This window comes from Mycolicibacter kumamotonensis, assembly GCF_002086285.1.
Taxonomy (GTDB): Bacteria; Actinomycetota; Actinomycetes; order Mycobacteriales; family Mycobacteriaceae; genus Mycobacterium; species Mycobacterium kumamotonense.
In genome coordinates this window covers 102,467-127,878 of the sequence record NZ_MVHU01000002.1, presented here as the reverse complement: position 1 = coordinate 127,878, position 25,412 = coordinate 102,467, and the positions used below count along the sequence as shown (strand labels likewise).

At 69.4% G+C, this 25,412-nt stretch carries 20 protein-coding genes; 10 read left to right on the top strand and 10 right to left on the bottom strand.

Features of this window, described 5'->3' with window-relative positions; translation table 11 throughout:
• Positions 1–113 precede the first annotated feature (113 nt).
• From BST28_RS02115 to ctpC, 4 genes are all read left to right on the top strand, one after another.
• Entirely contained in the window at positions 114–1,583 is a 1,470-nt protein-coding gene (locus BST28_RS02115) for an LCP family protein (protein ID WP_019736195.1), read from the top strand.
• Positions 1,584–1,593: 10 nt separating this feature from the next.
• Entirely contained in the window at positions 1,594–2,319 is a 726-nt protein-coding gene (locus BST28_RS02110) for a TIGR03089 family protein (RefSeq protein ID WP_019736194.1), read from the top strand.
• Positions 2,320–2,488: 169 nt separating this feature from the next.
• Positions 2,489–2,770 (top strand): DUF1490 family protein, encoded by a 282-nt coding sequence (locus BST28_RS02105; RefSeq protein WP_083079691.1) that lies wholly within the window; start codon positions 2,489–2,491, stop codon positions 2,768–2,770.
• 64 nt (positions 2,771–2,834) lie between these two features.
• Positions 2,835–4,964, top strand: coding sequence for a manganese-exporting P-type ATPase CtpC (gene ctpC / locus BST28_RS02100; protein ID WP_207570023.1), 2,130 nt, complete (start codon positions 2,835–2,837; stop codon positions 4,962–4,964).
• Positions 4,965–5,049: 85 nt separating this feature from the next.
• Here the strand turns inward: ctpC and BST28_RS02095 are convergent, their stop codons facing one another.
• The 4 genes from BST28_RS02095 to pstS (BST28_RS02080) form a co-directional block, all read right to left on the bottom strand.
• Positions 5,050–5,661 carry a cation efflux transmembrane domain-containing protein gene (locus BST28_RS02095; RefSeq protein WP_065287553.1) on the bottom strand — a complete coding sequence of 204 codons (612 nt, stop codon included), beginning with the start codon at positions 5,659–5,661 and terminating at the stop codon, positions 5,050–5,052.
• Between the two features lie 174 nt (positions 5,662–5,835).
• Positions 5,836–7,752 (bottom strand): serine/threonine-protein kinase PknD, encoded by a 1,917-nt coding sequence (locus BST28_RS02090; protein WP_019736930.1) that lies wholly within the window; start codon positions 7,750–7,752, stop codon positions 5,836–5,838.
• Positions 7,753–7,758: 6 nt separating this feature from the next.
• On the bottom strand, positions 7,759–9,756 hold the full coding sequence (locus BST28_RS02085; RefSeq protein WP_083079688.1) for a serine/threonine-protein kinase PknD: 1,998 nt from the start codon (positions 9,754–9,756) through the stop codon (positions 7,759–7,761).
• Positions 9,757–9,851: 95 nt separating this feature from the next.
• Positions 9,852–10,970 carry a phosphate ABC transporter substrate-binding protein PstS gene (gene pstS / locus BST28_RS02080; RefSeq protein ID WP_207570013.1) on the bottom strand — a complete coding sequence of 373 codons (1,119 nt, stop codon included), beginning with the start codon at positions 10,968–10,970 and terminating at the stop codon, positions 9,852–9,854.
• A 49-nt stretch (positions 10,971–11,019) separates the two neighbouring features.
• Between pstS (BST28_RS02080) and pstS (BST28_RS02075) the strand changes: the two genes are divergently transcribed.
• From pstS (BST28_RS02075) to BST28_RS02050, 6 genes are read left to right on the top strand one after another with little or no spacing between them, the layout of a single operon-like run.
• The gene (gene pstS, locus BST28_RS02075; protein ID WP_083079687.1) at positions 11,020–12,108 is read left to right on the top strand and encodes a phosphate ABC transporter substrate-binding protein PstS; all 1,089 of its coding nucleotides are present in this window, start codon (positions 11,020–11,022) and stop codon (positions 12,106–12,108) included.
• Positions 12,109–12,153: 45 nt separating this feature from the next.
• Positions 12,154–13,005 (top strand): ATP-binding cassette domain-containing protein, encoded by an 852-nt coding sequence (locus tag BST28_RS02070; protein ID WP_083079685.1) that lies wholly within the window; start codon positions 12,154–12,156, stop codon positions 13,003–13,005.
• Positions 13,006–13,034: 29 nt separating this feature from the next.
• Positions 13,035–14,138, top strand: coding sequence for a phosphate ABC transporter substrate-binding protein PstS (gene pstS, locus BST28_RS02065; RefSeq protein ID WP_083079684.1), 1,104 nt, complete (start codon positions 13,035–13,037; stop codon positions 14,136–14,138).
• Positions 14,139–14,146: 8 nt separating this feature from the next.
• Positions 14,147–15,154, top strand: coding sequence for a phosphate ABC transporter permease subunit PstC (gene pstC / locus BST28_RS02060; protein ID WP_019734995.1), 1,008 nt, complete (start codon positions 14,147–14,149; stop codon positions 15,152–15,154).
• 12 nt (positions 15,155–15,166) lie between these two features.
• Positions 15,167–16,006 carry a phosphate ABC transporter permease PstA gene (pstA, locus tag BST28_RS02055; protein ID WP_019734996.1) on the top strand — a complete coding sequence of 280 codons (840 nt, stop codon included), beginning with the start codon at positions 15,167–15,169 and terminating at the stop codon, positions 16,004–16,006.
• A gap of 4 nt (positions 16,007–16,010) precedes the next feature.
• Entirely contained in the window at positions 16,011–17,204 is a 1,194-nt protein-coding gene (locus BST28_RS02050) for a CoA transferase (protein WP_083079786.1), read from the top strand.
• On the opposite strand, the gene BST28_RS02045 is transcribed toward BST28_RS02050, so the two are convergent.
• The 6 genes from BST28_RS02045 to pta all read right to left on the bottom strand — a co-directional run bounded on the left by BST28_RS02045 (position 17,162) and on the right by pta (position 25,384).
• On the bottom strand, positions 17,162–18,481 hold the full coding sequence (locus BST28_RS02045; protein WP_083079683.1) for an acyltransferase family protein: 1,320 nt from the start codon (positions 18,479–18,481) through the stop codon (positions 17,162–17,164). The two genes, BST28_RS02050 and BST28_RS02045, sit on opposite strands and share 43 nt — an antisense overlap.
• 5 nt (positions 18,482–18,486) lie before the next feature.
• Entirely contained in the window at positions 18,487–20,247 is a 1,761-nt protein-coding gene (locus BST28_RS02040; protein WP_083079681.1) for a DUF2339 domain-containing protein, read from the bottom strand.
• A gap of 62 nt (positions 20,248–20,309) precedes the next feature.
• Positions 20,310–20,939 (bottom strand): response regulator, encoded by a 630-nt coding sequence (locus tag BST28_RS02035; RefSeq protein WP_420093418.1) that lies wholly within the window; start codon positions 20,937–20,939, stop codon positions 20,310–20,312.
• 19 nt (positions 20,940–20,958) lie between these two features.
• Positions 20,959–22,104, bottom strand: a complete 1,146-nt coding sequence (macS, locus tag BST28_RS02030) for a MacS family sensor histidine kinase (RefSeq protein ID WP_083079680.1) — start codon at positions 22,102–22,104, stop codon at positions 20,959–20,961.
• Positions 22,105–22,130: 26 nt separating this feature from the next.
• Positions 22,131–23,276, bottom strand: a complete 1,146-nt coding sequence (locus tag BST28_RS02025) for an acetate/propionate family kinase (protein WP_083079679.1) — start codon at positions 23,274–23,276, stop codon at positions 22,131–22,133.
• Entirely contained in the window at positions 23,273–25,384 is a 2,112-nt protein-coding gene (gene pta / locus BST28_RS02020; protein ID WP_083079678.1) for a phosphate acetyltransferase, read from the bottom strand. Before pta ends, BST28_RS02025 begins: the two co-directional genes overlap by 4 nt.
• Between the last annotated feature and the right edge of the window lie 28 nt (positions 25,385–25,412).

Sequence of the window (25,412 nt, the reverse complement as noted above, 5' to 3'; positions counted from 1 at the left end):
CATCCGGCGGCCCCAGCTTCGCCTCTCCTTCGTCGAGGCTCGCTAAGCCGCCAAGTCTGGCACGCCGACCCCGGCTACCGCAGATACACCCGTGACGCAAGTAGCCTGATGTGATGCCTGCGCAACGTGTGATTCGTGTGATCGCTACGGTGGCAGCCGTCACCATCGTCCTCGGCACCGGCGTGGCCTGGAGCCGGGTCCGGTCCTTCGAGGACGGCATCTTCCACGTCGCGTCGCTGGCACTGGGCAACGGCGGATCCGATGGCGCGGTCGACATCCTGCTGGTCGGGATGGACAGCCGCACCGACGCCCACGGCAACCCGCTGACCCCCGAGGAGCTGGCGGAACTGCGGGTCGGCGACGACGACGCCACCAACACCGACACGATCATCTTGGTCCGCATCCCCAACAACGGGCGCTCGGCCACCGCGATCTCGATCCCCCGCGACTCCTACGTGGCGGCGCCCGGACTGGACAAGACCAAGATCAACGGCGTCTACGGCGCCACCAGGCTCGAGACCGCCGACGCTCTGGTCGAGGCCGGGATGGATCCGGTGCAGGCCCAGGCCCGCGGCACCCAGGCGGGCCGGGAGGCCCTGATCAAGACGGTGGCCGACCTGACCGGGGTCACCGTCGACCACTACGCCGAGGTCGGACTGCTGGGCTTCTCGCTGATCACCGACGCGCTGGGCGGCGTGGACGTCTGCCTCAAAGAGCCGGTGTATGAAGAACTCTCCGGTGCCGATTTCCCGGCCGGCTGGCAGCGCCTCGGCGGCGCGCAGGCGCTGAGCTTCGTGCGGCAACGCCACGAGCTGCCGCACGGCGACTTGGACCGGGTCCGCCGCCAGCAGGCGGTGATGGCGGCGCTGGCCCACAAGGTGATCTCCGGCAAGACGCTGTCCAGCCCGGGCACCCTGACGCGACTGCAGGCGGCGGTCCAGCGCTCGGTGGTGCTCTCGGAGGGTTGGGACGTCATGGACTTCATCACCAAACTGCAGGATCTGGCGGCGGGCAAAGTCGCCTTTGCCACCATTCCGGTGCTCGAGGAAGCCGGCTGGAGCGACGACGGCATGCACAGCGTGGTGCGCGTCGACCCGGCGCAGGTGGCCGACTGGGTGGCCGGACTGCTGCATGACACCGACGAGGGCAAGACCGACCAACGCGCCTACGACCCCGAACACATCACCGCCAGCGTGTACAACGACACCGACATCAACGGCTTGGCCGCGGCCGTCTCCGGGGTGCTCAACGCCAAGGGATTCGGCACCGGCTCGGTCGGCAACAACGAGGCCGGCCACGTGGCGACCAGCCAGGTCCAGGCCGCCGACACCGACGACCCCGGCGCCCAGGCGGTGGCCCGGGATCTCGGCGGGTTGCCGGTGGTGTCCAACGAGTCGGTGCCGGCCGGCGCGGTACGGGTGGTGCTGGCCAACGACTACACCGGGCCGGGGTCGGGCCTGGGCGCAGGCGATCGCGCCGAGGCGGCCGGCTACTCCAGCGTCGACGACGGCGAGCTGCCCCAAATGCCCGCTCCGTCACCGATTCTGACCGCGGGTTCCAACGACCCGCAATGCGTGAACTAACGTCGGTGAGGTGACCAACCTCAGCTCGGCGATCCTTGATCCGATCATGCGCGCCGACCCGGTGGGGCCACGGATCACCTATTACGACGACGCCACCGGCGAACGCATCGAATTGTCCGCGGCGACACTGGCGAACTGGGCCGCCAAGACCGGCAATCTGCTGCGCGACGAACTCGGCGCCGGGGCGGGCAGTCGGGTGGCGGTGTTGCTGCCGGCGCACTGGCAGACCGCGGCGGCGCTGTTCGGCGCGTGGTGGATCGGCGCGGAGGTGCTGCTGGACGCATCGAACGGCGACGCCGATATCGCCTTGTGCACCGCGGATCGGCTCGGCGAGGCCGACGCGGCGGTGGCCGGCCGCGGCGGAGAGGTGGTGGTGTTGTCCCTGGACCCGTTCGGGCGTCCGGCCCCGGACCTGCCGGTGGGGGTCACCGACTACGCGACGGCCGTGCGGGTGCACGGCGACCAGATCACCCCGGAAAGCAGGCCCGGCCCGGCGCTGGCCGGTTCGTCCCCCGACGAGGTGCTGACTCTCTGCGAGAAATCCGCGGCGGCAACGGGTTTGACGCCGTCGGATCGGGTGTGGTCGGCCAACGACTGGCGCACCCCGGCCGCGTTGGTCGACAACATGCTGGCGGTCTTCGCCATCGGCGCGTCATTGGTGCAGGTCGGCAATCCGGATCCGGGCGCCCAGGAACGCCGCCGCGACAGCGAGAAGGTGACCCGGGTCCTGAGCTGAACAGCCCAGCCGTCGAGTGTGCGGTCCGGTACGCCTGAGCGGCGTGTTGCGTGCCAAACCGCACCCTCGACACATTTTTCCCGGCGGATCCCGGCTCGATATATGCAGAAATGCTTATATGCTGATAGCCTCACTGGCTAAGACGGACCACCCACGAAAGGGACTACTCATGGCGGTGCAGGGGCTGCTGGCGAAGGCGGCGACGACGGTGTTCACCGGGCTGGTCGGGGTGAGCGCCTACGAAGTGGTGCGCAAGGCACTGGAGAAGGCTCCGCTGCACGAGGCCGCGGTCACCGCCACCGAGTGGGGACTACGCGGGACCCGGCGGGCCGAGGAGGTCGCCGAGTCGGCGCGGCTGAAGGTGGCCGACGTGGTCGCCGAGGCGCGCGAACGCGTCGGCGAGGAGGCGACACCGCCGGCGGTGGCCGTCGCACACGACCACGAGCACTGATCGCAGCAACGTGAGTGCCGCAGACAGCGCAGAACTGCTCGTCGTCTCCGACGCCGCGGGCCGCATGCGGGTGCGGGTTCCCTGGGTCCGAAGCGACTCACGGCGGGCGGTGGCAGTCGAGGAGACGGCCGGCCGGGTCAACGGGGTGCGCACCGTGCACGCCTACCCGCGCACCGGCGCGGTGGTGGTGTGGTACTCCCCCCGACGCTGCGACACCGCAGAGATCCTGGCGGCGATCCGCGACGCCGCCGGCGTCGCAGCCGAGTTGATCCCGGCCCGCGCACCGCGCTCGGCCGACATCCGCAACACCGACGTGCTGCGCATGGTGATCGGCGGCGCCGCACTGGCACTTTTGGGCATGCGCCGCTACGTTTTCGCCCGGCCGCCGCTGCTGGGCCCCAGCGGCCAACTGGTCGCCACCGGCGCGACGGTCTTCATGGGCTATCCGTTCCTGCGGGGCGCGCTGCGCTCGATCCGCTCCGGCCGGGCCGGCACCGACGCGCTGGTGACCGCCGCGACGGTGGCCAGCCTGGTGCTGCGGGAGAACGTGGTCGCGCTGACCGTGCTGTGGCTGCTCAACATCGGTGAGTACCTGCAGGACCTGACGCTGCGCCGCACCCGCCGGGCGATCTCGGATCTGCTGCGCGGCAGCCAGGACAGCGCCTGGGTGCGGCTGGCCGACGGCACCGAAGTGCAGGTCGCGATCGACACGGTGCAGATCGGCGACGACGTCATCGTCCACGACCACGTCGCGATCCCGGTCGACGGGGAGATCATCGACGGCGAGGCCATCGTCGACCAGTCCGCGATCACCGGTGAGACCCTGCCGGTCAGCGTGATCGCCGGGGCGCGGGTGCACGCCGGTTCGGTGGTGGTGCGCGGCCGGGTGGTGGTGCGCGCCACCGCGGTCGGCAGCCAGACGGTGATCGGCCGGATCATCAGCCGTGTCGAGGAGGCGCAACACGACCGCGCCCCGATCCAGACCGTCGGTGAGAACTTCTCCCGCCGCTTCGTCCCGGCGTCGTTCATCCTCTCGGCTTTCACCCTGCTGGTCACCGGTGATGTCCGCCGGGCGATGACCATGCTGCTGATCGCCTGCCCCTGCGCGGTGGGGCTGGCCACACCGACGGCGATCAGCGCGGCGATCGGCAACGGCGCCCGGCGCGGCATCCTGATCAAGGGCGGCTCCCATCTCGAGCAGGCCGGGCGGGTGGACGCCATCGTGTTCGACAAGACCGGGACGCTCACCGTGGGTCGCCCGGTGGTAACCAATATCGTTGCTGTCCACAAGGATTGGGAGCCTGAGCAGGTGCTCGCCTACGCCGCCAGCTCGGAGCTGCACTCGCGGCATCCGCTGGCCGAGGCGGTGATCCGCTCCACCGAGGAACGCCACATCGTGATCCCGCCGCACGAAGAGTGCGAAGTGCTGGTCGGGCTGGGCATCCGCACCTGGGCCGACGGGCGCACCCTGCTGCTGGGCAGCCCGAACCTGCTGCGCGCCGAGAAGGTTCGCATCTCGAAGAAGGCGGCCGACTGGGTCACCAAGTTGCGCGCCCAAGCCGAGACGCCGCTACTGCTGGCGGTCGACGGCACCCTGGTGGGCTTGATCAGCCTGCGCGACGAGGTTCGCCCGGAAGCGCACGGCGTGCTCGAGCAGTTGCGTGCCAAGGGAATTCGACGCATCGTGATGCTCACCGGTGACCACCCGGACACCGCCGCCGCCGTGGCCGCCGAACTCGGCATCGCCGAATGGCGCGCCGAGGTGCTGCCCGAGGACAAGCTGCAGGTGGTCCGCGACCTGCAGGACGAGGGCTACGTGGTCGGCATGGTCGGGGACGGCGTCAACGACGCTCCCGCGCTGGCCGCCGCCGACATAGGGATCGCGATGGGTCTGGCGGGCACCGATGTGGCGGTCGAGACCGCCGACGTCGCCTTGGCCAACGATGACCTGCGGCGGCTGCTGGACGTCCGTGACCTGGGCAGCCGGGCCGTCGAGGTGATCCGGCAGAACTACGGCATGTCGATCGCGGTCAACGCCGCAGGCCTGCTGATCGGCGCCGGCGGTGCGCTGTCTCCGGTGCTGGCGGCGATTCTGCACAACGCGTCGTCAGTGGCCGTGGTCGCCAACAGCTCGCGCTTGATTCGCTATAGACTGGGCGCCGAACCGATGGCGTCCGCCCCCGCCGGGGCGTAATCTGTGTCCGTCCCGACTGTCCCTGTCGAGCAACACCACCAGCTCCAGGGCAGTCGGGACTTTGTTCGGCGATCGTCAGCGGCGATCAGCAGCCGCAGCCCTCACCGCGCCAGGACCGGAAGCCCTGCCATATCGACACGGCTGCCACCCCCAGCCCGATCAGCGGGTCCAGCCACCATCCGCCCGACCATTGCGCGGTGAGGGTCAACCCCACCAGCACCGCGGCGGCCTGGATCGCACACAGATAGTTCTGCACGCCCTCACCGACGGTGGCCGCCGAACCCAGCCGGGTGCCCAGCCGCCGCTGCGCGCGGCCCAGAATCGGCATCACCAGCACCGCCACGGCGGTGATCGCGATCCCGATGACGCTGCCCTCGGTGCGCTGATCACCGAACAGGTGACGCAGCGATTCGGCGGCGATGTAGGGGGCGTTGATCCAGAACGACACCGCCACCCCGATCTGGGCACGCCGCTCGGCCGTCGGCGACAGCGTGCGGGCACCGGTGAATCGCCAGATCACGACCGCCCCGGCCATGGCCTCGGGGATGGCGCCCAGCGCCCAGCCGGTCAAGGCGATCGAGCCGGCTGCCAGGCCCTGCCACAGGCCGACCACGCCTTCGAACCCGACCACCACCAGGCTGACCCAGGCGAGCCGGCGCGCCCATCCGGCGGCGCGGTGCCAGCCGGCATCGAGCACCGGGGGAACCGAATGGCGGTGCCCGGCGTGATCGTGGTGCTGGACAGCCGCGGCATCCGTATCGGTCAGGCCGACCTCCGGGCCCGCCACACGACTGTCCACGACGAAAATGCTACCGCCGATCGGCGCCGCCCCGCGCCCGACGGCGCCGGGTCACCCGCTGTGACGACCGGCTCAGCCCGCGGCGAGCCGCACCACCCGGTTGTTGCCGCGGTCGGCGACGAAGACCGTCCCGTCCTTGTCCACCGCGAGGTCCAGCGGAGTATTGAGCCCGGTGAACGCCAGCGTGGTCGGGGTCGTTGCACCGGCTGCCAGCTTGAGCACCCGGTTGCCGTCGTGCTCGGTGATGTAGACGTTCGCCCCGGAGTCGACCGCGATGCCCCACGGCACGGCGACCCCGGTGAACGGCAGCACCACCTGGCTGCTGGAGCCGGCGGCGAGCTTGAGTACCCGATTGTTGTCGGTATCGGTGACGTAGACGGTGCCGGAACCGTCCACCGCCACCCCGTCGGGATTGTTGAGGCCGCTGAACGGGAGCACGGTCTGGGCGTTCGCCCCGGAAGCCAACTCCAGCACCCGGTTATTGCCGCGGTCGGCGACGTAGACGTTGCCGCCGGCGTCCACGGCAAGCCCCTCCGGATAGTTCAGGCCGCTGAACGGCAGCACCACCTGATCGTGGGACCCGGCAGCAAGTTTGACGACCCGATTGTTGAAGTCGGAGACGTAGATGGTGCCGTTGCTGTCGACCGCCACTCCCTGCGGTTGGTAGAGCCCGCTGAACGGCAGCACGGTCGGGCCGTTCGACCCGGCCGGAAGTTTCACCACGCGCCCATACATGCCCTGGCTGGCGACGTAGACGTCGCCGTTGGAGGTCAGCGCCACCCCGCTCGGGGAGAGCCGGAAGTTGATACCGCTGAACTGCAGTTCGCTCTGGCCGGCCGGCGCCTTCGCCGCCGACGGGTTCGACGGCCGTGCCACCAGGTAGCCGACGACGCCCAGCACCGACACCAGCGCCACGATCGCGGCGGCCATAATCATCCAACGCCGGCCGCCGGCGGCGGGTGCGGCACGAAAAGTCGGCGGTGCCGGCGCGGAGTAGCCCAGCGGCCGCTGTATCGGGAGGGGCCGCTGTACCGGCTGATCCCGCCAGCCGGTGGGCGACGAGGGCGACGGCGCCGCCGCGATCGCGGAGGAACCGAAGGTCGCCTCTTCGCCGAGGCGCAGAATGGTGGCCGCCTGATCCTGCTGCGGGCCGGTAAGCGCATCGTTGGCGGCGGCGGCCAACTCCCCGGCGCTGCGGTAACGGTCCTCGGGCCGTTTGGCCATCCCCCGAGCGATCACCTGGTCGAAGGCCGGCGGCACCTGACCTGGGCGCTGGGCGCTGGGCCGCGGAGCGGGTTCGGTCAGGTGTGCGGCGATCATCCGCTCGATGCTGTCGGCCCGATACGGCGGTGTACCGGTCAGGCATTCACCGAGCACGCAGGCCAGCGAGTAGATGTCGGCCCGATAGGTGACGTCGCCGCCGGTGAACCGCTCCGGGGCCATGTAGTTGTAGGTGCCGACCGCGGTACCGATCTGGGTCAGCCCCGGGTCGGTGGCTGCGCGGGCGATGCCGAAATCCACCAGGTAGACGAAGTCCTCCCCGGTCACCAGGATGTTCTCGGGTTTGACGTCGCGGTGCATGATCTGCGCGGCGTGCGCGGCGTCCAGCGCGGCGGCGACCTGGCGGATCACCGCCACCGCCCGGGCCGGGCTGAGCGGACCGTGGCGATTGAGCAGGGTGCGCAGCGAGTCGCCTTCGATCAGACGCATCTCCACGTAGAACTGTCCGTTGATCTCGCCGTAGTCGTGGATGGGGACCACGTGCGGTTCGGTGAGCCGCCCGGCGGTGTCGGCCTCGCGCCGGAGCCGGGCGTGCAGTACCGGGTCGTCGGAGACTTGCGGGGAAATCAGTTTCAGCGCCACCATCCGGTGCTTGCGGGTGTCCGCGGCCTCGTAGACCTCACCCATCCCGCCATTGCCTAACAGCCGGATCAGCCGGTAGTGCCCGAACTGGGAACCGGCTCGCGAACCAGGGCCGCTGTTAGGCACCGGTCCTCATCGGTTCGCGTCCACCATGACCACCCGGTCGTTGCCGCGGTCGGCGACGTAGACGTTGCCGTGCTTGTCGACGGCCACGTCCAGCGGGCCGTTGAGGCCGGTGAACGGCAACACCTCCGGGATTGCGGCCCCGGCGGCCAGTTTCACGACCTTGTTGCGGTTGTGCTCGGTGACGTAAACGTCGCCGGCGTCGTCCACCGCGATGCCCCGCGGGGAGATGATCCCGGCGAACGGCAACAACACCTGCTCGTTGGAGGTGGCCACCAGTTTGAGCACCCGATTGTTGCCGGTGTCGGCGACGTAGACGTTGCCGGCGGAATCCACCGCCACCCCGCCCGGCTTGTTGAGGCCGACGAACGGCAGCACGGTCTGGACGTTCGAGCCGGATTCCAGCCGCACGACCATGTCGGCGCCGCGGTCTGCGACGTAGACGTCGCCGTCGGAATCCACCGCCACCCCGGCGGGCTCGTCCAGACCGGTAAACGGCAGCACCGTGGGCGCGTCGGAACCGGCCGCCAGCTTGACCACCCGGTCATTGAGGTCGGAGAAGTACACGTTGCCGACGCCGTCGACCACCAGCCCCCGCGGCTGATACTGGTCACTGAATGGCAGCACGGTGGTGGTGTCCGTGCCGGTCGTCAGTTTCACCACGCGCCCGCGCATGCCTTCGCTGGTGACATAAACGTTGCCGTCGTCGTCCAGCGCCACCCCACCCGGGGAGAGCCGGTAGTCCAGGTCGGTGAACGGCAGCACCTCCTGCGGGGCCGACGCCACCGCCGACGCGGGCGAGGGACGGCTCACCAGGTGACCGATGCCGGCCACCGCGGTGACCGCGGCGAGGGTGGCGGCGGCCACCAGGACCGGCTTGCGCGACAGCCGTCGGCGCCAGGACGCGCTGGGCATCGCCGGGGTCTCGGTGCGAACGTCGGTGCCCAGTAGTGGGGACACCGGGAACGGTGTCGGAAGCGGCCCGCCCAGGCCGGCGCCGAAATCGGCGTCCGGCGAGGCCCCTGCCGGCCCGGCCGGCACCGACCGCAGTGCGGCTTCGCCCCAGCCCCCGGTCCTGGAGTCGGCTCTGGTCTCCGCTTCCAGGCCGCCGGGCAGATGCATCGCGGGCTCGCCTCGGCGCAGGATCCGGACCACCTGGTGGCGTTCGGGCTCGGTCAGCGCCTCGTAGGCGGCCGCGGCCAGTTCACCGGCGCTGCTGTAGCGGTCCTCGGGTTTAGGGGCCAGCCCGCGCGCCAGCACCTCGTCGATGGCCACCGGGACGCGTCCCGGGCGCAGCTTGCTGGGTCGCGGCGGCGCCGTCGTCCGGCGTTCTTCGACCGCGTCGTCGACGGTGTCGGCCGAGAACGGCGGCACCCCGCCCAGGCACTCGGCCAGCACGCAGGCCAGCGAGTAGATGTCGGCGAGGTGGGTCACCTGCTCGCCGGTCAAACGCTCGGGAGCCATGTACCGCACGGTGCCGGTCGCCGGGTCCGCCCGGGTAGCCGGATCCGCGATGGCCGCGGCCACCCCGAAGTCCATCAGGTAGGCCAGGTCGTCGGCGGTGACCAAGATCTTGTCGGGTTTGACGTCCCGGTGGATGACGTCGGCATTGTGGGCCGCATCCAGCGCCGCTGCGATCTGGCGCACGATGGCCACCGCGCGCGGCGGGCTCAACGGGCCACCGTCTGCCAACAGGGCGGCCAGGTCGGTGCCCCCGATCAAATCGGTCTCGAGGTAGAGCACGTCGTCGATCTCGCCGTAGGCGCGGATCGACACCACGTGGGGTTCGGTCAACTGACCGGCGGCCTCGGCTTCGTCCTCCAACCGGCTGCGGAATGCCTCGTCGCCCGAAAACGACTCGGAGATCAGTTTCAGCGCCACCATCTCGTCGTTGCGGGTGTCCTCGGCCCGGTAGACCTCGCCTACGACGCCGTGGCCCAACAAACGCTCAAGCCGGTAGGGGCCGAACCGCGACCCGGCCCGCGAACCCGGCTCGGTGTTGTTCACCGACGACGCTCCCTTCGCCTCACCAGCACCCCAGTGCCGCGAACCCGCGGCGAAAGACTGTCTACCAGCCTAACCGGCGTCACCTCCACAAATGGTCACGAGATGGCGTTCACCGCCGCCAGGAGCTTCGATTTGAAGGAATCCGGCAACGGGATGGAGCCGTACTGATCCAGTCCCTCCTGCCCAGGGCCGATCGCGGCCTGCATGAACGCCCTGACCGCCGCGCCGGTGGCGGCGTCGGGGTATTTCGAACAGACGATCTCGTACGTCGCCAGCACGATCGGATAGGCGCCCGCCTCGGTCGGCTTGTAGAACGACGACGTATCGAGCACCAGGTCGTTGCTCTGGCCGGAGTTCGACATGAACTTGGCCCCGGCGATCGTCTTGCCGACCGAGTCCGCGGAGATCGATACCGGGTGCGGGCCGGCCGCAGTGATGATCTGCGCCATCGGCAGTTGCTTGCCGACCGCGAAGGACCACTCGTTGTAGGTGATCGAGCCGTCGGTGTTCTGCAGCGCCGCGGACGTGCCGTTGTTCCCGGCGGCTCCTTCGCCGACACCGCCGTTGAACATCTCGCCGGTTCCCCCTCCCCATGCCCCATCGGAGGCGACATCGAGATACTTCTGGAAATTGGCCGTGGTCCCCGACTTGTCGCTGCGGTAGACGACATGGACGGGTGTTGAGGGCAGCGGCACGCCCGCGTTGAGCGCCTTGATAGCGGGATTGTCCCAGGTGCCGATCGTCCCGTTGAAAATCTTCGCCAGCGTGGGGCCGTCCAGGCTCAAGGAGTTGACGCCGCTGATGTGATAGGTGACCGCGATCGGGCCGAACACGATCGGCAGGTCCCACGCCGGTGAACCGCACCGCTCCGCTGCGCGTTCCGGTTGGCCCTTAGAGGGGTCGAGCGCCACATCTGATCCGGCCAGATCGGTTTCGTTGGCGATGAAGTCGTCCACCCCGGCCCCGGAGCCATTGGCGTTGTAGTCCAGCGTGTGGCCCGGGCACGCCCGGATATAGGCGTAGACGAATTGCTCGATCGCGTTCTCCTGCGCGGTGGAGCCGCTGGCATGCAGTTCCTGCTTGCCTCCGCAGTCCACCGACGACCCCGCGCCGTCGGCAGAGCCGGATTGACCGGAGTTGTCGCCGCATGCCGAAACCGTCAGCGCACCCACTACGAGCAGGGCCAGCAACCCGTTCCATCGGCCGCGTCTCACGGCACAAAACCTTACCGCTGCTGCCAGCGGGCAGACGTAGCATTGCCCGATGCGGTCTTGCCAGACACGCTTCGCCGAACTGTTCACTGCCACGGTGATCCTGAGCACGGCGGCGTGCGGACCGGCCACCACCGGCGGTACGGACGCGACGCCGGCGCCGGTGTCGTTGTCGGAGACCGGCAGCACCCTGCTCTACCCGCTGTTCAGTGAGTGGGGACCGGCGTATCACCGGCAGTACCCCAAGGTCACCATCACCACCCAGGACGGCGGGTCCGGCGCGGGTATCGCCCAGGTCGCCGCCGGCGCCGTGGACATCGGCGCCTCGGACGCCTACCTCTCCGAAGGCGACATGAAGGAACACCCGGGCCTGATGAACATCGCGCTGGCCATCTCCGCCCAGCAGATCAACTACAACCTGCCCGGCGTCACCGACCCGATCAAACTCAACGCCAAAGTACTGGCAGCCATGTACTCCGGCACCGTCAAAACCTGGAACGACCCGCAGATCACCGCCCTCAACCCCGGCCTGAACCTGCCCGACACCCCGGTGATCCCGCTACACCGCTCCGACGGCTCCGGCGACACCTTCCTGTTCACCCAATACCTGTCCAAACAAGACCCCGACGGCTGGGGCACAACCCCCGGCTTCGGCACCACCGTCGACTTCCCCGCGGTACCGGGCGCCATCGGGGAGAACAGCAACGGTGGAATGGTCACCGGCTGCGCCGCCAATCCCGGGTGCGTGGCCTATATCAGTGTCAGCCAAAGCGACGAGGCGCGCGATCATCGCCTCGGCACCGCGCAGCTGGCCAACGCGGCCGGCAACTACCTGCAGCCCGACGCCGAGAGCATCCAGGCAGCCGCGGCCGGCTTCGCCGACCAGACCCCCGACAACCAGGCCATCTCCCTGATCAACGGCCCATCCCCCGACGCCTACCCGATCGTCAACTACGAGTACGCCATCGTCAACGCCGAGCAAAAAGACCAATCCACCGCCCAAACCCTGCAGGCATTCCTGCACTGGGCCATCACCGAGGGCAACACCCCCACCTTCCTCGACAAGGTGCACCTGCAGCCGCTGCCCGACGCCGTGGCCAAACAGTCACAGGCCCAGATCGCAACCATCGCAGGGCATTGACCGTCGCAGGATATTGACAACTGATCCGCAGGAATCGGTCGTAACATGGCGGCGATGCCGCCCGTCGAACTCGACAGCGAGACCGGGAATGTCAGCGCGTCAGCAATGAGCGCTGAGGGCCTCACCTTGGGTTTTGGCACGAAAACCGTCCTGAACGAGGTGAATCTGGCGTTTCCCGCCCGGGCGATCACCGCGCTGCTCGGGCCTACCGGCTCGGGCAAAACGACCTTTCTGCGCACCCTGAATCGGATGAACGACAAGGTGACCGGCTATCGGCACAGCGGTGACGTCCTGCTCGGCGGGACCAGCATCTTCGGCGGCCGGGATCTGATGGAGTTACGGCGCAGTGTCGGCATGCTGTTTCAGCGCCCCAATCCGTTCCCGATGTCGATCATGGATAACGTCATCGCCGGTGTGCGCGCCCATAAAATAGTGCCCCGCAAGCAGTTCCGCAGTGTTGCCGAAGAGAAGCTGCGAATGGTCGGACTCTGGGACGCGGTCAAGGACCGGCTGGGGGACTCCCCGTTCCGGCTCTCCGGCGGCCAGCAGCAGCTGCTATGCACCGCCCGGGCGCTGGCCGTCAACCCCGATGTGCTGTTGCTCGACGAACCCACATCGTCGTTGGACCCGAACACGACGGACAAGATCGAACAGCTCATTACGTCGCTGGCCGGCCGGTTGACGGTGATCATGGTGACCCACGACCTGGCCCAGGCCGCCCGGATCGCCGACCGCACCGCGTTCTTCTTCGACGGACGGCTGGTCGAGGAAGGCCCTACCGCACAACTGTTCTCGTCGCCGCAGCACGAAGAGACCGTCCGCTACGTATCGCGGGGGCAGTTGACGGCCGAGAACCCCCAGATGTTCGCCGAACACGAGGAAAGGGTGTCACCGTGAAAACTCGCCTTCAAAGCAGGCTACGTAACATGCTGGCCCTGTCGGCCACCGCGCCGCTCATCCTGGCCGGAGCGGCCTGCGGCGGGAAAACCGCTACCGCGCCGTCGGATTCGACTCCCGAGGGCGGTGTGGCCACCGCGCCGGCATCGTCGGACGTGTCGTTGTCGGAGACCGGCAGCACGCTGCTCTATCCGCTGTTCAACCAGTGGGGTCCGGCCTACAGCCAGAAATATCCCAACGTGACGATCACCGCGCAGGGCACGGGTTCGGGCACCGGTATCTCGCAGGCCGCCGCCGGCGCCGTCGACATCGGCGCCTCGGATGCCTACCTGTCCGAAGGCGACATGAAAGAACACCAGGGCCTGATGAACATCGCGCTGGCGGTGTCGGCGCAGCAGGTCAACTACAACGTGCCCGGCATGACCGACCCGATCAAGCTCGACGGCAAGGTGCTGGCCGGCATGTACAACGGCACCGTCAAAGCCTGGAACGACCCGCAGATCACCGCCCTCAACCCCGGCCTGAATCTGCCCGACACCCCGGTGATCCCGCTGCACCGCTCCGACGGCTCCGGCGACACCTTCCTGTTCACCCAATACCTGTCCAAGCAAGACCCCGACGGCTGGGGCAAAGCCCCGGGCTTCGGCACCACCGTCGACTTCCCGGCCGTACCCGGTGCCCTCGGCGAAAACGGCAACGGCGGCATGGTCACCGGCTGCGCCGAGACTCCCGGGTGCGTCGCCTATATCGGGATCAGCTTTCTGGATCAGGCCCGCGACAAGGGCCTCGGTGAGGCGCAGTTGGCCAACGCCGCGGGCAACTACCTGCAGCCCGACGCCAAGAGCATGCAGGCAGCCGCGGCCGGCTTCGCCGACCAGACCCCCGACAACCAGGCCATCTCCCTGATCAACGGCCCATCCCCCGACGCCTACCCGATCGTCAACTACGAGTACGCCATCGTCAACGCCGAGCAAAAAGACCAATCCACCGCCCAAACCCTGCAGGCATTCCTGCACTGGGCCATCACCGAGGGCAACACCCCCACCTTCCTCGACAAGGTGCACTTCCAGCCGCTACCCGACGCGGTGGCGAAACAGTCCGAGGCGCAGATCGCCAAGATCAGCTCGAAGTAAGCCGGCCGATGAGCCGATCCGGGGCGCGCGCCGGCCCGGCCGTTCGCTGGCTGGGTACGGCGAGCGCGCTGGTTCCGCTGCTGGCGCTGGTGTTCGTGCTGGCGACGCTGCTCATCGAGGCGCTGCCCGCGATCACCGTCAACGGGCTGCACTTTTTCACCGGAACCGACTGGAACCCGGGCAACACCTACGGCTCGGCCACCGTCACCCGCGGTGTCGAACATCCGACCGGCGCCTACTACGGGGCGCTGCCCTTGATCGTCGGCACGCTGGCGACATCGGCTATCGCCCTGGTGATCGCGGTTCCGGTGTCGATCGGTGCGGCGCTGCTGATCGTGGAGCGCCTCCCGCGAGCGATCGCCTCCGCGGTCGGGATGATGCTGGAACTGCTGGCCGGCATTCCCAGCGTCATCGTCGGGCTGTGGGGTGCGATGACGTTCGGGCCGTTTATCGCCGGCTTCGTCGCTCCGGTGATCGCCCGCAACGCCCCGGATGTGCCGGTGCTGCGCTATTTTCGGGGCGATCCCGGCCATGGGGAGGGACTACTGGTGTCCGGCCTGGTATTGGCGGTGATGATCATTCCCATCATCGCCAGCACCAGCCGCGACCTGATCCGCCAGGTGCCTCCGCTGCCCCGCGAGGGCGCGATCGCGTTGGGTATGACCGAGTTCGAGTGCGCCCGCCGGGTCACCCTGCCGTGGGTCACCAGCGGCATCGTCGGGGCGATCGTGCTGGGGCTCGGGCGCGCGCTCGGCGAGACGATGGCGGTGGCGATGGTCTCCGGCGCGGTGCTGGGGACCATACCGACCACCATCTATTCGACCATGACCACCATCGCCGCCACTGTTGTCTCTCAGCTTGATTCGGCGATGACGGACTTCACCGATTTCGCGGTCAAGACCCTCGCGGAGGTGAGCCTGGTGCTGATGGTGATCACCTTACTGACCAATATCGCCGCCCGTGTCCTGGTCCGCCGGGTGTCGGGGACCGCTCTGCCGGTGGGACGCGGAGTCTGAACGGGGGCCGAAGTGAACCGCCGCAAGATCGTCAACGCCGCGTTCTGGGCGGGCTGCCTGGTATGCCTTGCGGTGGTGGTGGTCCCGACAGTGTGGATGTTGATCGAGGTGATCGGGCGCGCCCTGCCGGTGTTCGACTGGCACGTGTTGACGGAGAACACCCGAGGTAACGGCGGCGGGCTGCGCAACGCGATCATCGGCACCGCGGTACTGGGCCTCGGCGTGCTGCTGGTGGGCGGGACGGTGAGCGTGCTGACCGGGATCTATCTGTCCGAATTCGCCACCGGGAGAACACAATCCCTGCTGCGCGGCGCCTACGAGGTACTGGCCGGAATTCCATCCATCGTGCTCGGCTACGTCGGCTACCTGGCGCTGGTGGTGTTCTTCGGTTGGGGGTTCTCGCTGGCGGCCGGGGTGTTGACGCTGTCGGTACTCGCGATCCCCTACATCGCGAAAGCGACCGAAGCCGCGCTCGGCCAGGTACCGACTTCCTACCGAGAGGGCGCCGAAGCGCTCGGACTGCCGGTGGGCTTTACCCTGCGCAAAATCGTGCTGAAGTCGGCGATCCCCGGGATCGTCACCGGCATGCTGGTGGCGCTGGCGCTGGCGGTCGGCGAGACGGCCCCGATGCTCTACACCGCGGGCTGGTCCAACACCGCCCCCACCGGCGAACTCACCCATTCGCCGGTCGGCTACCTGACCTACCCGATCTGGACGTTCTACAACCTGCCGTCGCAATCCGCCCGCGATCTGTCCTACAACGCCGCATTTCTGCTGATCTTGTTTGTACTGTTGCTGATACTCATCGGGCGGCTGGTCAGCTGGCGGTCGCGTAGGCATGCGGAGGGCTGAGCAGATGACCGACGATTCGGCCCCTAGACCGCTGGACGGACTCCGGGTCCTGGACTTCACCCAGAATGTGGCCGGACCGTTGGCCGGCCAGGTGCTGGCCGACCTGGGCGCCGAGGTCATCAAGGTCGAGGCGCCGGGCGGTGAGGCAGGCCGGCAGATCACCTCCGTGTTGCCGGGCCGTCCACCGCTGGCCGTCTATTTCCTGCCCAACAACCGCGGCAAGAAGTCGGTGACCGCCGATCTACGCACCGCGCAGGCCCGTCGGCAGATTCTGGCGCTGGCCGACACCGCCGATGTCGTGCTGGAGGCATTCCGGCCCGGCGTGATGGAGCGGCTCGGGTTGGGCCCGGACGAACTGCGCTCCCGCAACCCGAAACTCATCTACGCCCGGTTGTCGGCATACGGCGGCAACGGCCCGAACGGCGACCGGCCGGGGGTCGATCTGATGGTGGCGGCCGAGGCCGGGATGACCTCGGGTATGCGCACGCCCGACGGCAAGCCGCAGATCATCCCCTTCCAACTGGTGGACAACGCCAGCGGGCATGTGCTGGCCCAGGCGGTGCTGGCCGCACTGCTCAACCGGGAGCGCCACGGTGTCGCCGACGTGGTCGAGGTGGCCATGTACGACGTCGCGGTGGCTTTGCAGGCCAATCAGCTCACCGTGCACCTGAACCGCCCGCCATCACCTGCCCCGGAATCACCGGCGGCCGCACCGGCCAAGCGGCGCAAGGGAGTCGGGTTCGCCACCCAGCCCTCGGATGCCTTCCGCACCGCTGATGGCTACGTCGTGATCAGCGCCTACACGCCCAAACACTGGGATACGCTCTGCCGCACCATCGGCCGCCCCGAGCTCATCGAGGACCCGCGGTTCGCCGACCAGCGCGCCCGGTCGATCAACTACGCCGAGCTCACCGATGAACTGGAGGCCACCCTGGTCTCGGCGACGTCGGCCGAATGGGTGGATCGGTTGCAGCGCAACGGTTTGATGGCGTGCCTGGCCAACACCTGGAAGCAGGTCGTCGATACCGAGCTGTTCGCCGAGAACCGCTTGGCGTTGCGGGTCGGTGACGGCGATGATGCGGTCACCGTGGTACGCACCCCGGCCCGCTACGGCTCGTTCGACGCCACCACGACCGGCCCTCCCCCGGCGCCCGGTCAGCACAACGACGATTTTCTGGTCGACGAACCGCCGCGGTGAGCGGCCAGCGCACGGGCGCTCACCAGCGCGGCCAGCAGCACCGCCACGCAGATCAGCCCGTCGTCCTTGAGTCCCCACTTGATCGCCAGCAGCGTCGCCGCCCCGGCCACCATCAGTAGTGCTCCGACCACCGCACTGCGGCCCGGCGCCACCACCACCGGGGCGTCCCAGCCGGGTAGCGCGTCGTTCTCCAGCGGCCGCAACACCACGAACAGCACCGCTACCGTCGCCGCCACCGCCATCAGCTGCACGACGCTCAACGCCGCGAAGTGCGGCAGGCCCGGATAGCGCGGCAGGCCGAGGCCGTCGCAGACCAGGTGCACCCCCAGCAGCACCGGAATGTGCCACAGGTACAGCGTCATCGCTCCGGAGTTGCCGAGCGCGGTCAGCCACCACACCCGCGGCCGCTGCGCCCATCGGGTGATCGCCGGCGCGGCCCAGATCGCCAGCGCGCTCATCACGATCGTGTGCCCGGCCAGCAGCAGCGACGGTGGGCTGGTGTTGGACAGCTGCTGATCACCGGTGCCGACCATGCTCGGCTGGTAGGGGCCCAGCCACAACAGCCCCAGGTTGATGACCAGCAGCGCCGCCGCCACGCCCAGGGCCGCCGGCCGGGTCAGCAGCCCGCGCCGGTAGGCCACGCCGAACATCGCCGGGATGAGCCAGACGGCGAGGTTGAGATAGCCCAGTGGCGCCAGCGCGGGCCAGTGCACCCGGAGCATGTCGATGGCGGCGATGCCGGCGTAGATCCCGGCCACTCCCGTGGCCAGGCGCGCCGCGGTGGTCACCCGGTAGAGCAGCGGCATCGCGGCCAACACCAGCACGTAGGCCCCGAGGAACCACAGCAGCTGGATGCTCACACCTGCCACTGGTTCATAGACGTGCCGCGGCAACAGCGGGTAGAGCACGGTCAGGGCGCAGGCCCAGAACGCCAGGTAGTAGAACACCGGGCGGAACAGCCGCAGGCAGCGTTTCATCAGCCAGGCGCCCCAGTCGGCCCCGGGCCGCCAGGAGGTCACACAGGCCGCGGCGCCGGCGAAGAAGAACAGCGGCATGATCTGGAAGATCCAGGTCAGTGCCTGAAACACCGTCGAGGTGGTCAACAGGTTGTCCCAGATCAGCACGCCGTCGCGGATGACGCTGGTGGCCATCACGGTGTGTCCGGCTACCACGCCGATCAGGGCGGTGATCCGCATGACGTCGACGGCGCGGTCGCGGTCGGCCGGCGTCGCCGCGGCCAGTTCGGCGGGCCCGGGGAAGCTCAGTTGCCGTGCCATGGCGCTCAGTTGCCTTTCCCGTACGGGTCGCCGGCGTCGGGTTGCGCCAGGCTGCGGGCGTAGCCGGTGCCCATGGCGAGCAGCATCAGGCCCGCGACGATGAACGCCGCGACCCGGAACATGCCGTCGAGGGTGCCCAGGTCGAACAGGAACAGCTTGGCGGTGGCAGCGCCGGTGAGGGCCAGCCCGGCGGTGACCGCCCAGGTGCGGCCATCGCGGTCGGCCAGGTGCAGCGCATAGCGCAACAGACCGGCCGCGGTGGCGATCCAGCAGATGGTGGCCGCCGTGTGGCCGGCCAGGAAGCCGCCGCCGGCGCCGCCGATCGCCACGCCTGCGGTGACCGCGAACATGGTGACGGCGTAGAGGCTCAGCGCCCCACCGGCCACGGCAAGCATCCGGGCGCTGTCGGGATCGGTGTTCGTGCCCGCGGCGGCGTACGCCCGGGCAAGGGCGGCCACCAGCGCGATCGCCAGCACGCTGGCGGCCAGGGTGGAGACGGTGTCGGCGGTCGTCATCACGGTCGCGGTGACCAGGGTGCGCGGTGCCGCGTAGCCGCAGTAAGCGAGGAGGCCGACGCAACCGAATCCCGTTGCCACCCAACGTGCCACCCGGCTCTGCCGGCCGACGACCGCGACGACGCCGGCCATGCCCAGCAGCACCGGCGCCAGCACCGGCCCGCGCACCGCGGAGATGACCGCGACCAGCGCGGCGACCGCCGACAGCGCCGAGAACACCTCGACGACCACCGTCGCCAGCCCCCGGCCGAGCAGGACGACCGCGAGCATGGCAACCGACAGCGCCGCCGCCAGCGCGGTGGCCCCCACCCTGTCCGTGACTGCCCCGGCCGCCAGCACGGGCAGGGTTCCGGCGGCGGTCAGCAGCGCGAGCGCACCCGCCCGGGTGGTCGTCGGCAACAGCAGCAGTCCGCTGGCGACGGCCAGGACCGCGGCCACCACGGCAGCGGCGCCGAGCAGCCAGCGCTGATCGTGGCCGGCGCCGGCGGTCAGCGCGACCAGCAACGGCACCGTCGACGCCGCGATGCGGGCGGCGAACATCGCGGTCCAGTCCTTGCCCAGCTGCACCGGCAGCGCCGCCGCCGACAATGTGAGCAGGAAACCGATCAACAACAGATCGACGTCGCCGGTGATGGCCGGGGCCAGGCCGATCAGCGGCACCAGTACCAGCAGTGCGAGGTGTTCGGAGTCCCAGCGCCGCGCCAGGGCCAGGCCAACACCGCCCACCGCGGCGGAGATCACCAGCCCGAGGGGCGCGGACACCCACCCGTAGTACGCGGTGATCGCGAGGATATCCAGGTAGGCCGCGGCGATCCCGGTGGCGGCCACCGCGATCGCGCCGGTACGCCCACCCGGCCGGCCGTACAGCCGGGCCGCGGCGGCCACCAGTCCGGCCGACAGCGCGAAGCCTCCGACGACCCGGATCTGTGGGCGCAAGATTCCGGCCTGGGCGGCCAGCACCAGCAGCAGCACCACGCCGACCAGGGTCACCGCGACCCCGGCTACGGCCAGCAGCTTGCCGATCCAGCCCGAGTCACCGGGGGCCGGACGGGGTTGGGGCTCGGTGCGGTACCCGGCGGCCGGCGGGGCGGCCGGGGTGGCCAGGGCGGCCGGGACCGCTCGGGTGCTGGGGGCTCCGGCACTGATCATCCGGTCCAGTTCGGCGAGCTCGCCCGAGACCCGGTACAGCTGCCAGGACAGCGCATGGCATTCCGCGGAGAGCCGGTTGATCACGGCGTGTGGTTCGGTCATGCCGGTGACGATGCCGGTTTTTTGCGCCGCGCGGATGAGTAGGACTACCTGATTCGCCGGGGTTATTGGTCCAAACCGTGCTCGATGGCGTAGCGGGTGAGCTCCACCCGGTTGGCGACCTGCAGCTTGCGAAACGTCGCCTGGACGTGGTTCTCCACGGTGCGGTGGCTCAGCGACAGCTTGGCCGCGATCTGCTTGGCGGACAGTCCCTTCGCCACGTAGCGCAGCACCTCGGTCTCCCGCTCGGTCAGCGCCGGCGTCGCCGGCCCGGACTCCGGACTGCGCGACAGCCGGCGGTATTCACCCAGGACCAGACCCGCCAGGCCGGGGGTGAACACCGCCCGCCCGGCGGCCGTGGCACGCACCGCGGCGGTCAGCTCCTCGCGCGAGGCGCTTTTGACCAGGTAGCCGGTTGCACCGGCTTTGACGGCCTGCAGCACGTCGTCGCGCTCATCGGAGGCCGACAGCACCAGCACCCGCGTCGACGGCGAGACCTCGAGCACCGCGGTCGTGGCCGCGACACCGTCACCGTCGGCCAGTTGCATGTCCATCACCACCACCTCGGGCTTGACCACCTCGGCCCGGCGGCGCGCGGCGGCCACCCCGTCGGCGGTGGCGACCACGGTGAAACCCGACTCGGCCAGGTCGCGGGCCACCGCGTCCCGCCAGATCGGATGGTCGTCGACGACCATCACCGTCGGCGCAGCCGGTTCAGCCACCGCACTCACCCCGGCGCGGTACGGACAGTTCCCATTCGGTTCCCTCACCGACCTCGGTGCTCAGCCGGGCGCTACCGCCCAGCGCGGCCAGCCGGCCCACGATCGCCTTCGAGACACCGACTCTTCCCTGCCGGACCGCCTCATCCAACCGGCCCGCGGCGATGCCCACGCCGTCGTCACGCACGGTGACGGTCACGGTTTCTCCCAGGTCCTCGCAGAGCACGAATGCCCGGGCCCCGTCCCCGGCGTGGCGCGCCACGTTGTCCAGGGCGTTGCCGACCGCCGCGTCGAGTTCGGCCACAACACCGGGCGCCAGCAACACCGGTGTGGCCGGCAGGCTGACCGAAACCCGCTCGTCGGCGCGGCGGCTCAGCAGGGCACGCAGGTCGGCGATGTCTGCCGCATCGGTGTCCTGGGCGAACTCCGCCGAACTCACCAGCCGCCGCAGTGCGCGCTCCTGCTCGCCGGCCAGCTCCGCCAATTCCGCTGCCGCGCCGCCGATCTCCCGGCCGCGGCGAGCGACCAGTGCCAGCACCTGGATGGCGCCGTCGTGGACGTGGCGGGACAGCCGTTCGCGCTCTTCGGTCGCCGCGGAGAGCCGGATCGCGCGTTGCAGGTCCTGGTGCGCGCGGCGGGCGGTCTGGGCGGCCATCCCCACGGCCAGCGCGAGCGCCAACTCGATGATCACCGTGGCGTTGCGGCCGAAGTTGAGGCTCACATAGCCCTTCACGAATGCGCTGGCGGCGGTGATCACCACCGCGGCCGGCAGACCGCCGACCGGGCCGAACAGCAGGGCCGCCGAGATGGTGGCGTTGCTGGCCCACAGCGTCGTCGGCCAGGTCTGGTTGTCCAGCGCCCAGGATCGGGCGGCGACCAGTTCGGTGGACAACATCAGCGCCACGACGACGAGCAGCTCGGCGATCACCCAGGCCGGGCGCCGGCCGAAGCCGTGCAGGTAGGCGATCGCGCAGGCGATGCTCCAGGCGATCAGCACCGCGAACAGCAGCCAGGCCGCCCCGGGCCGGTCCAGGTCGTCGTTGATGGCGATTTGAAAGCCCAGCGCGTAAAGGCAGCTCAGCAGGCGGAACAGCTGCGCCGCCCGCCACAGCGGCGCAGTCGCATCCGGATCCCGGCTCATCGGTGTCCACCGTGACCGATCGCCATTTACACGAATTCCCATGCGGCGCGGGCGATCGCCAGCTCCTCGTTGGTGGGAACAACCAGGACGGTGGTGCGCGAGTCGTCGGCGGAGATGATCCGCGCGCCCTTACCGGTGCGGTTGAGGTCGGGGTCGACGACGATGCCCAGCCCGTCCAGGCCCGCCAGCGCGTCCTCACGTACCGCGGCGACGTTCTCCCCCACCCCCGCGGTGAAGGCGATCGCATCGACCCGGCCGAGCACCGCCAGGTAGGCGCCGACGTATTTGCGCAGCCGGTGCACATAGACGTCGTAGGCCAGCTTCGCCGGGGCCGAACCGGCGGCGATGTGCTCGAGCAGTTCCCTGAAGTCGTTGATCCCGCACATCCCCTTGAGCCCGGAGCGCCGGTTGAGCAGTTCGTCGAGTTGTTCGACTTCCATGCCGGCGGTGCGCCGCAGGTGCATCAGCACTCCCGCATCGATGTCGCCGCAGCGGGTGCCCATCACCAGCCCCTCCAGCGGGGTCAGCCCCATCGAGGTCTCCACCGCGACCCCGCCGTGCACCGCCGACGCCGACGCGCCGTTGCCCAGGTGCAGCACGATGGTGTTGAGCTCGGCGAGGTCGGCGTCCAGCAGCACCGCCACCTGGCGGGAGACGTACTCGTGCGAAGTGCCGTGGAACCCGTACCGGCGGATGCCGTAATCGGCTGCCACGTCACGGTCTATCGCATAGGTGGCGGCGGCCTGCGGCAGCGAGTGGAAGAAGCCGGTGTCGAAGACCGCCACGTGCGGTAGGTCGGGGAAGTCGGCGCGCGCGACCTCGATGCCGATCGCGTTGGGGGGGTTGTGCAGCGGCGCCATTTCGGCGAGCCGCTCGATCTCGGCCAGTACCGCGTCGGTGATCAGCGTCGGCGAGTGAAACTTCGTGCCGCCGTGCACAACCCGGTGCCCGACTGCCCGGATCGCGCCGAGGTCGATCCCGGAATCGAGTAGCTGCTGGTGGATCATGTGCAGGCCGGCGGCGTGATCGGGGATCGTCCCCTCCGGCTCGCCGATCTGTTCGACCAGACCCGAGACCACCGCGGTGCCGGCCACCGGATCGATCACCTGGAACTTGATCGACGACGAACCGGAGTTGAGCACCAGCACCAGCCCGGTGTCGCCGACAGTCACCGAGCCGCCTCCTGCGCCTGGATCGCGGTGATCGCCACCGTGTAGACGATGTCGTCGACCAGCGCGCCCCGGGACAGGTCGTTGACCGGTTTGGCCAATCCCTGCAGTACCGGACCGATCGCGACCGCCCCGGCGCTGCGCTGCACCGCCTTGTAGGTGTTGTTGCCGGTGTTGAGGTCCGGGAACACCAGCACGGTGGCCCGCCCGGCGACCGCCGAGTCGGGCATCTTGGCTGCCGCTACCGTCTCGTCGACCGCGGCGTCGTACTGGATCGGCCCGTCGGCGAGCAGGTCGGGCCGGCGCTGATGCACCAATTGTGTTGCGGCACGCACCTTGTCCACACCCGCCCCGGCGCCGGACTCACCGGTCGAATACGACAGCAAAGCCACCCTGGGCTCGATACCGAACGAGGCGGCTGTGGCGGCCGAGGAGATCGCGATATCGGCGAGTTGCTCGACGGTCGGGTCGGGTACCACCGCGCAGTCTCCGAACGCCAGCACCCGGTCGGACAGACACATCAGGAAGACACTGGACACCGTTGAGACCCCCGGCGCGGTCCGGATGATCTCGAATGCCGGGCGGATGGTGTGCGCCGTGGTGTGCGCGGCACCGGACACCATGCCGTCGGCGAGCCCCAGTTGTACCATCATGGTGCCGAAATAGGAGATGTCACGCATGATCTCGCGGGCACGTTCCTCGGCGATCCCCTTGTGGGCGCGCAGTCGGGTGTACTCTGCGCCGAACGATTCCAGCAGGCCGCTGTTGGCGGGGTCGACGACCTGCGCCGCATCCAGGTCCACCCCGAGTTCGGCGCCGCGCCTGCGCACCGCGTCCTCCACCCCGAGCAGGGTCAGGTCTACGATTCCGCGGGACAGTAACCGGCCGGCCGCCAACAGGATCCGGTCATCGGCGGCTTCGGGCAGCACGATGTGGCGCCGGTCGGAGCGGGCGCGCTCCAGCAGCTGGTACTCGAACATCTGGGGGGTCACCACCGTCGACGCCGGCACCCGGATCCGTTCGGCCAGCTCGGCGCCGTCGAGGTGAGCGGCCATCACCGCTAGCGCGGTGTCGATCTTGCGCAGTGCGTCGACGGTGATCCGCGAGCCGGTGTGCGACACCTTTTCGGCGGTGTCGTAGGTGCGGTGGCTGGTGGCGATCAGCGGCAGGGTAGGCCGCAGCCCCTTGACTAGCTTGTCGATCGCCGGGTGCGGCAGCAGGCCACCGTTGAGGATGATCCCGGCTAGTGACGGGAAGCCCTGTGCGTCATGGGCGTTCACCAGCGCCAGCAGTACGTCGGAGCGATCGGCGGGCACGATCACCACTTGACCTTCGGTCAGCCGTTCCAGAATGTTCTCGGCGGTCATCCCGCCGACCATGACACCGAGCGCCTCACGGCGTAGCAGCTCGGGGTCGCCGCTGTAGACGGTGCCGTCCAGCGCCGTGCACAGTTCGGCCATCGTCGGGGCGGACAGCAGCGGTACCTCCGGAACCGCGAACGCGGGAATGTCCCGGGTGCCCGGGCCGTCCAGACGGTCCGAGATCGCCTTGGTGACCTCCGCCAGCCGGTCCGGGTCGCAGCGGTTGGCGATCACCACGGCCGGGTGGGCGTGGACCGCGGCCGCCTCGGCCAGGCAGCGGGCCGTGATCTCGCCGATGGCCTGCGCATCACGCTGGTGACCGTTGATGGCCAACACCAGCGGCGCCCCCAGGTTCACCGCGACGCGGGCGTTGAAGGTCAACTCGCTCGGGTTGACGATGTCGGTGTAGTCACTGCCGACCACCAGCACGGTTTCGCACTGGCGCGCGACGTCGTGGAACCGCGCGACGATCTCGCCCAGCGCGGCTTCCCGGTCGGAGAAGACCTGCTGGTAGGTCACGCCGCGGCACCTGGTGTGATCGTCGATCTGCGCGGTGGCGTGCGCGAGCAATAGCTCGAGCTGCTCGTCGGGCTCGTCGAGTGAGCGGACGATCGGGCGGAACACGCCGACCCGCGCCGACGAGGCGGCCAGCAGGTGCAGCAGACCCAGCGCGATGGCGGACTTGCCGGTTCCGCCCTCGGCGGCGGCCAGGTAGATGCTCGACGTGCGAGCCGGTTCGGCTTCGGTCATGGTGCCCTCAACCTAATTGAGGCGGTCG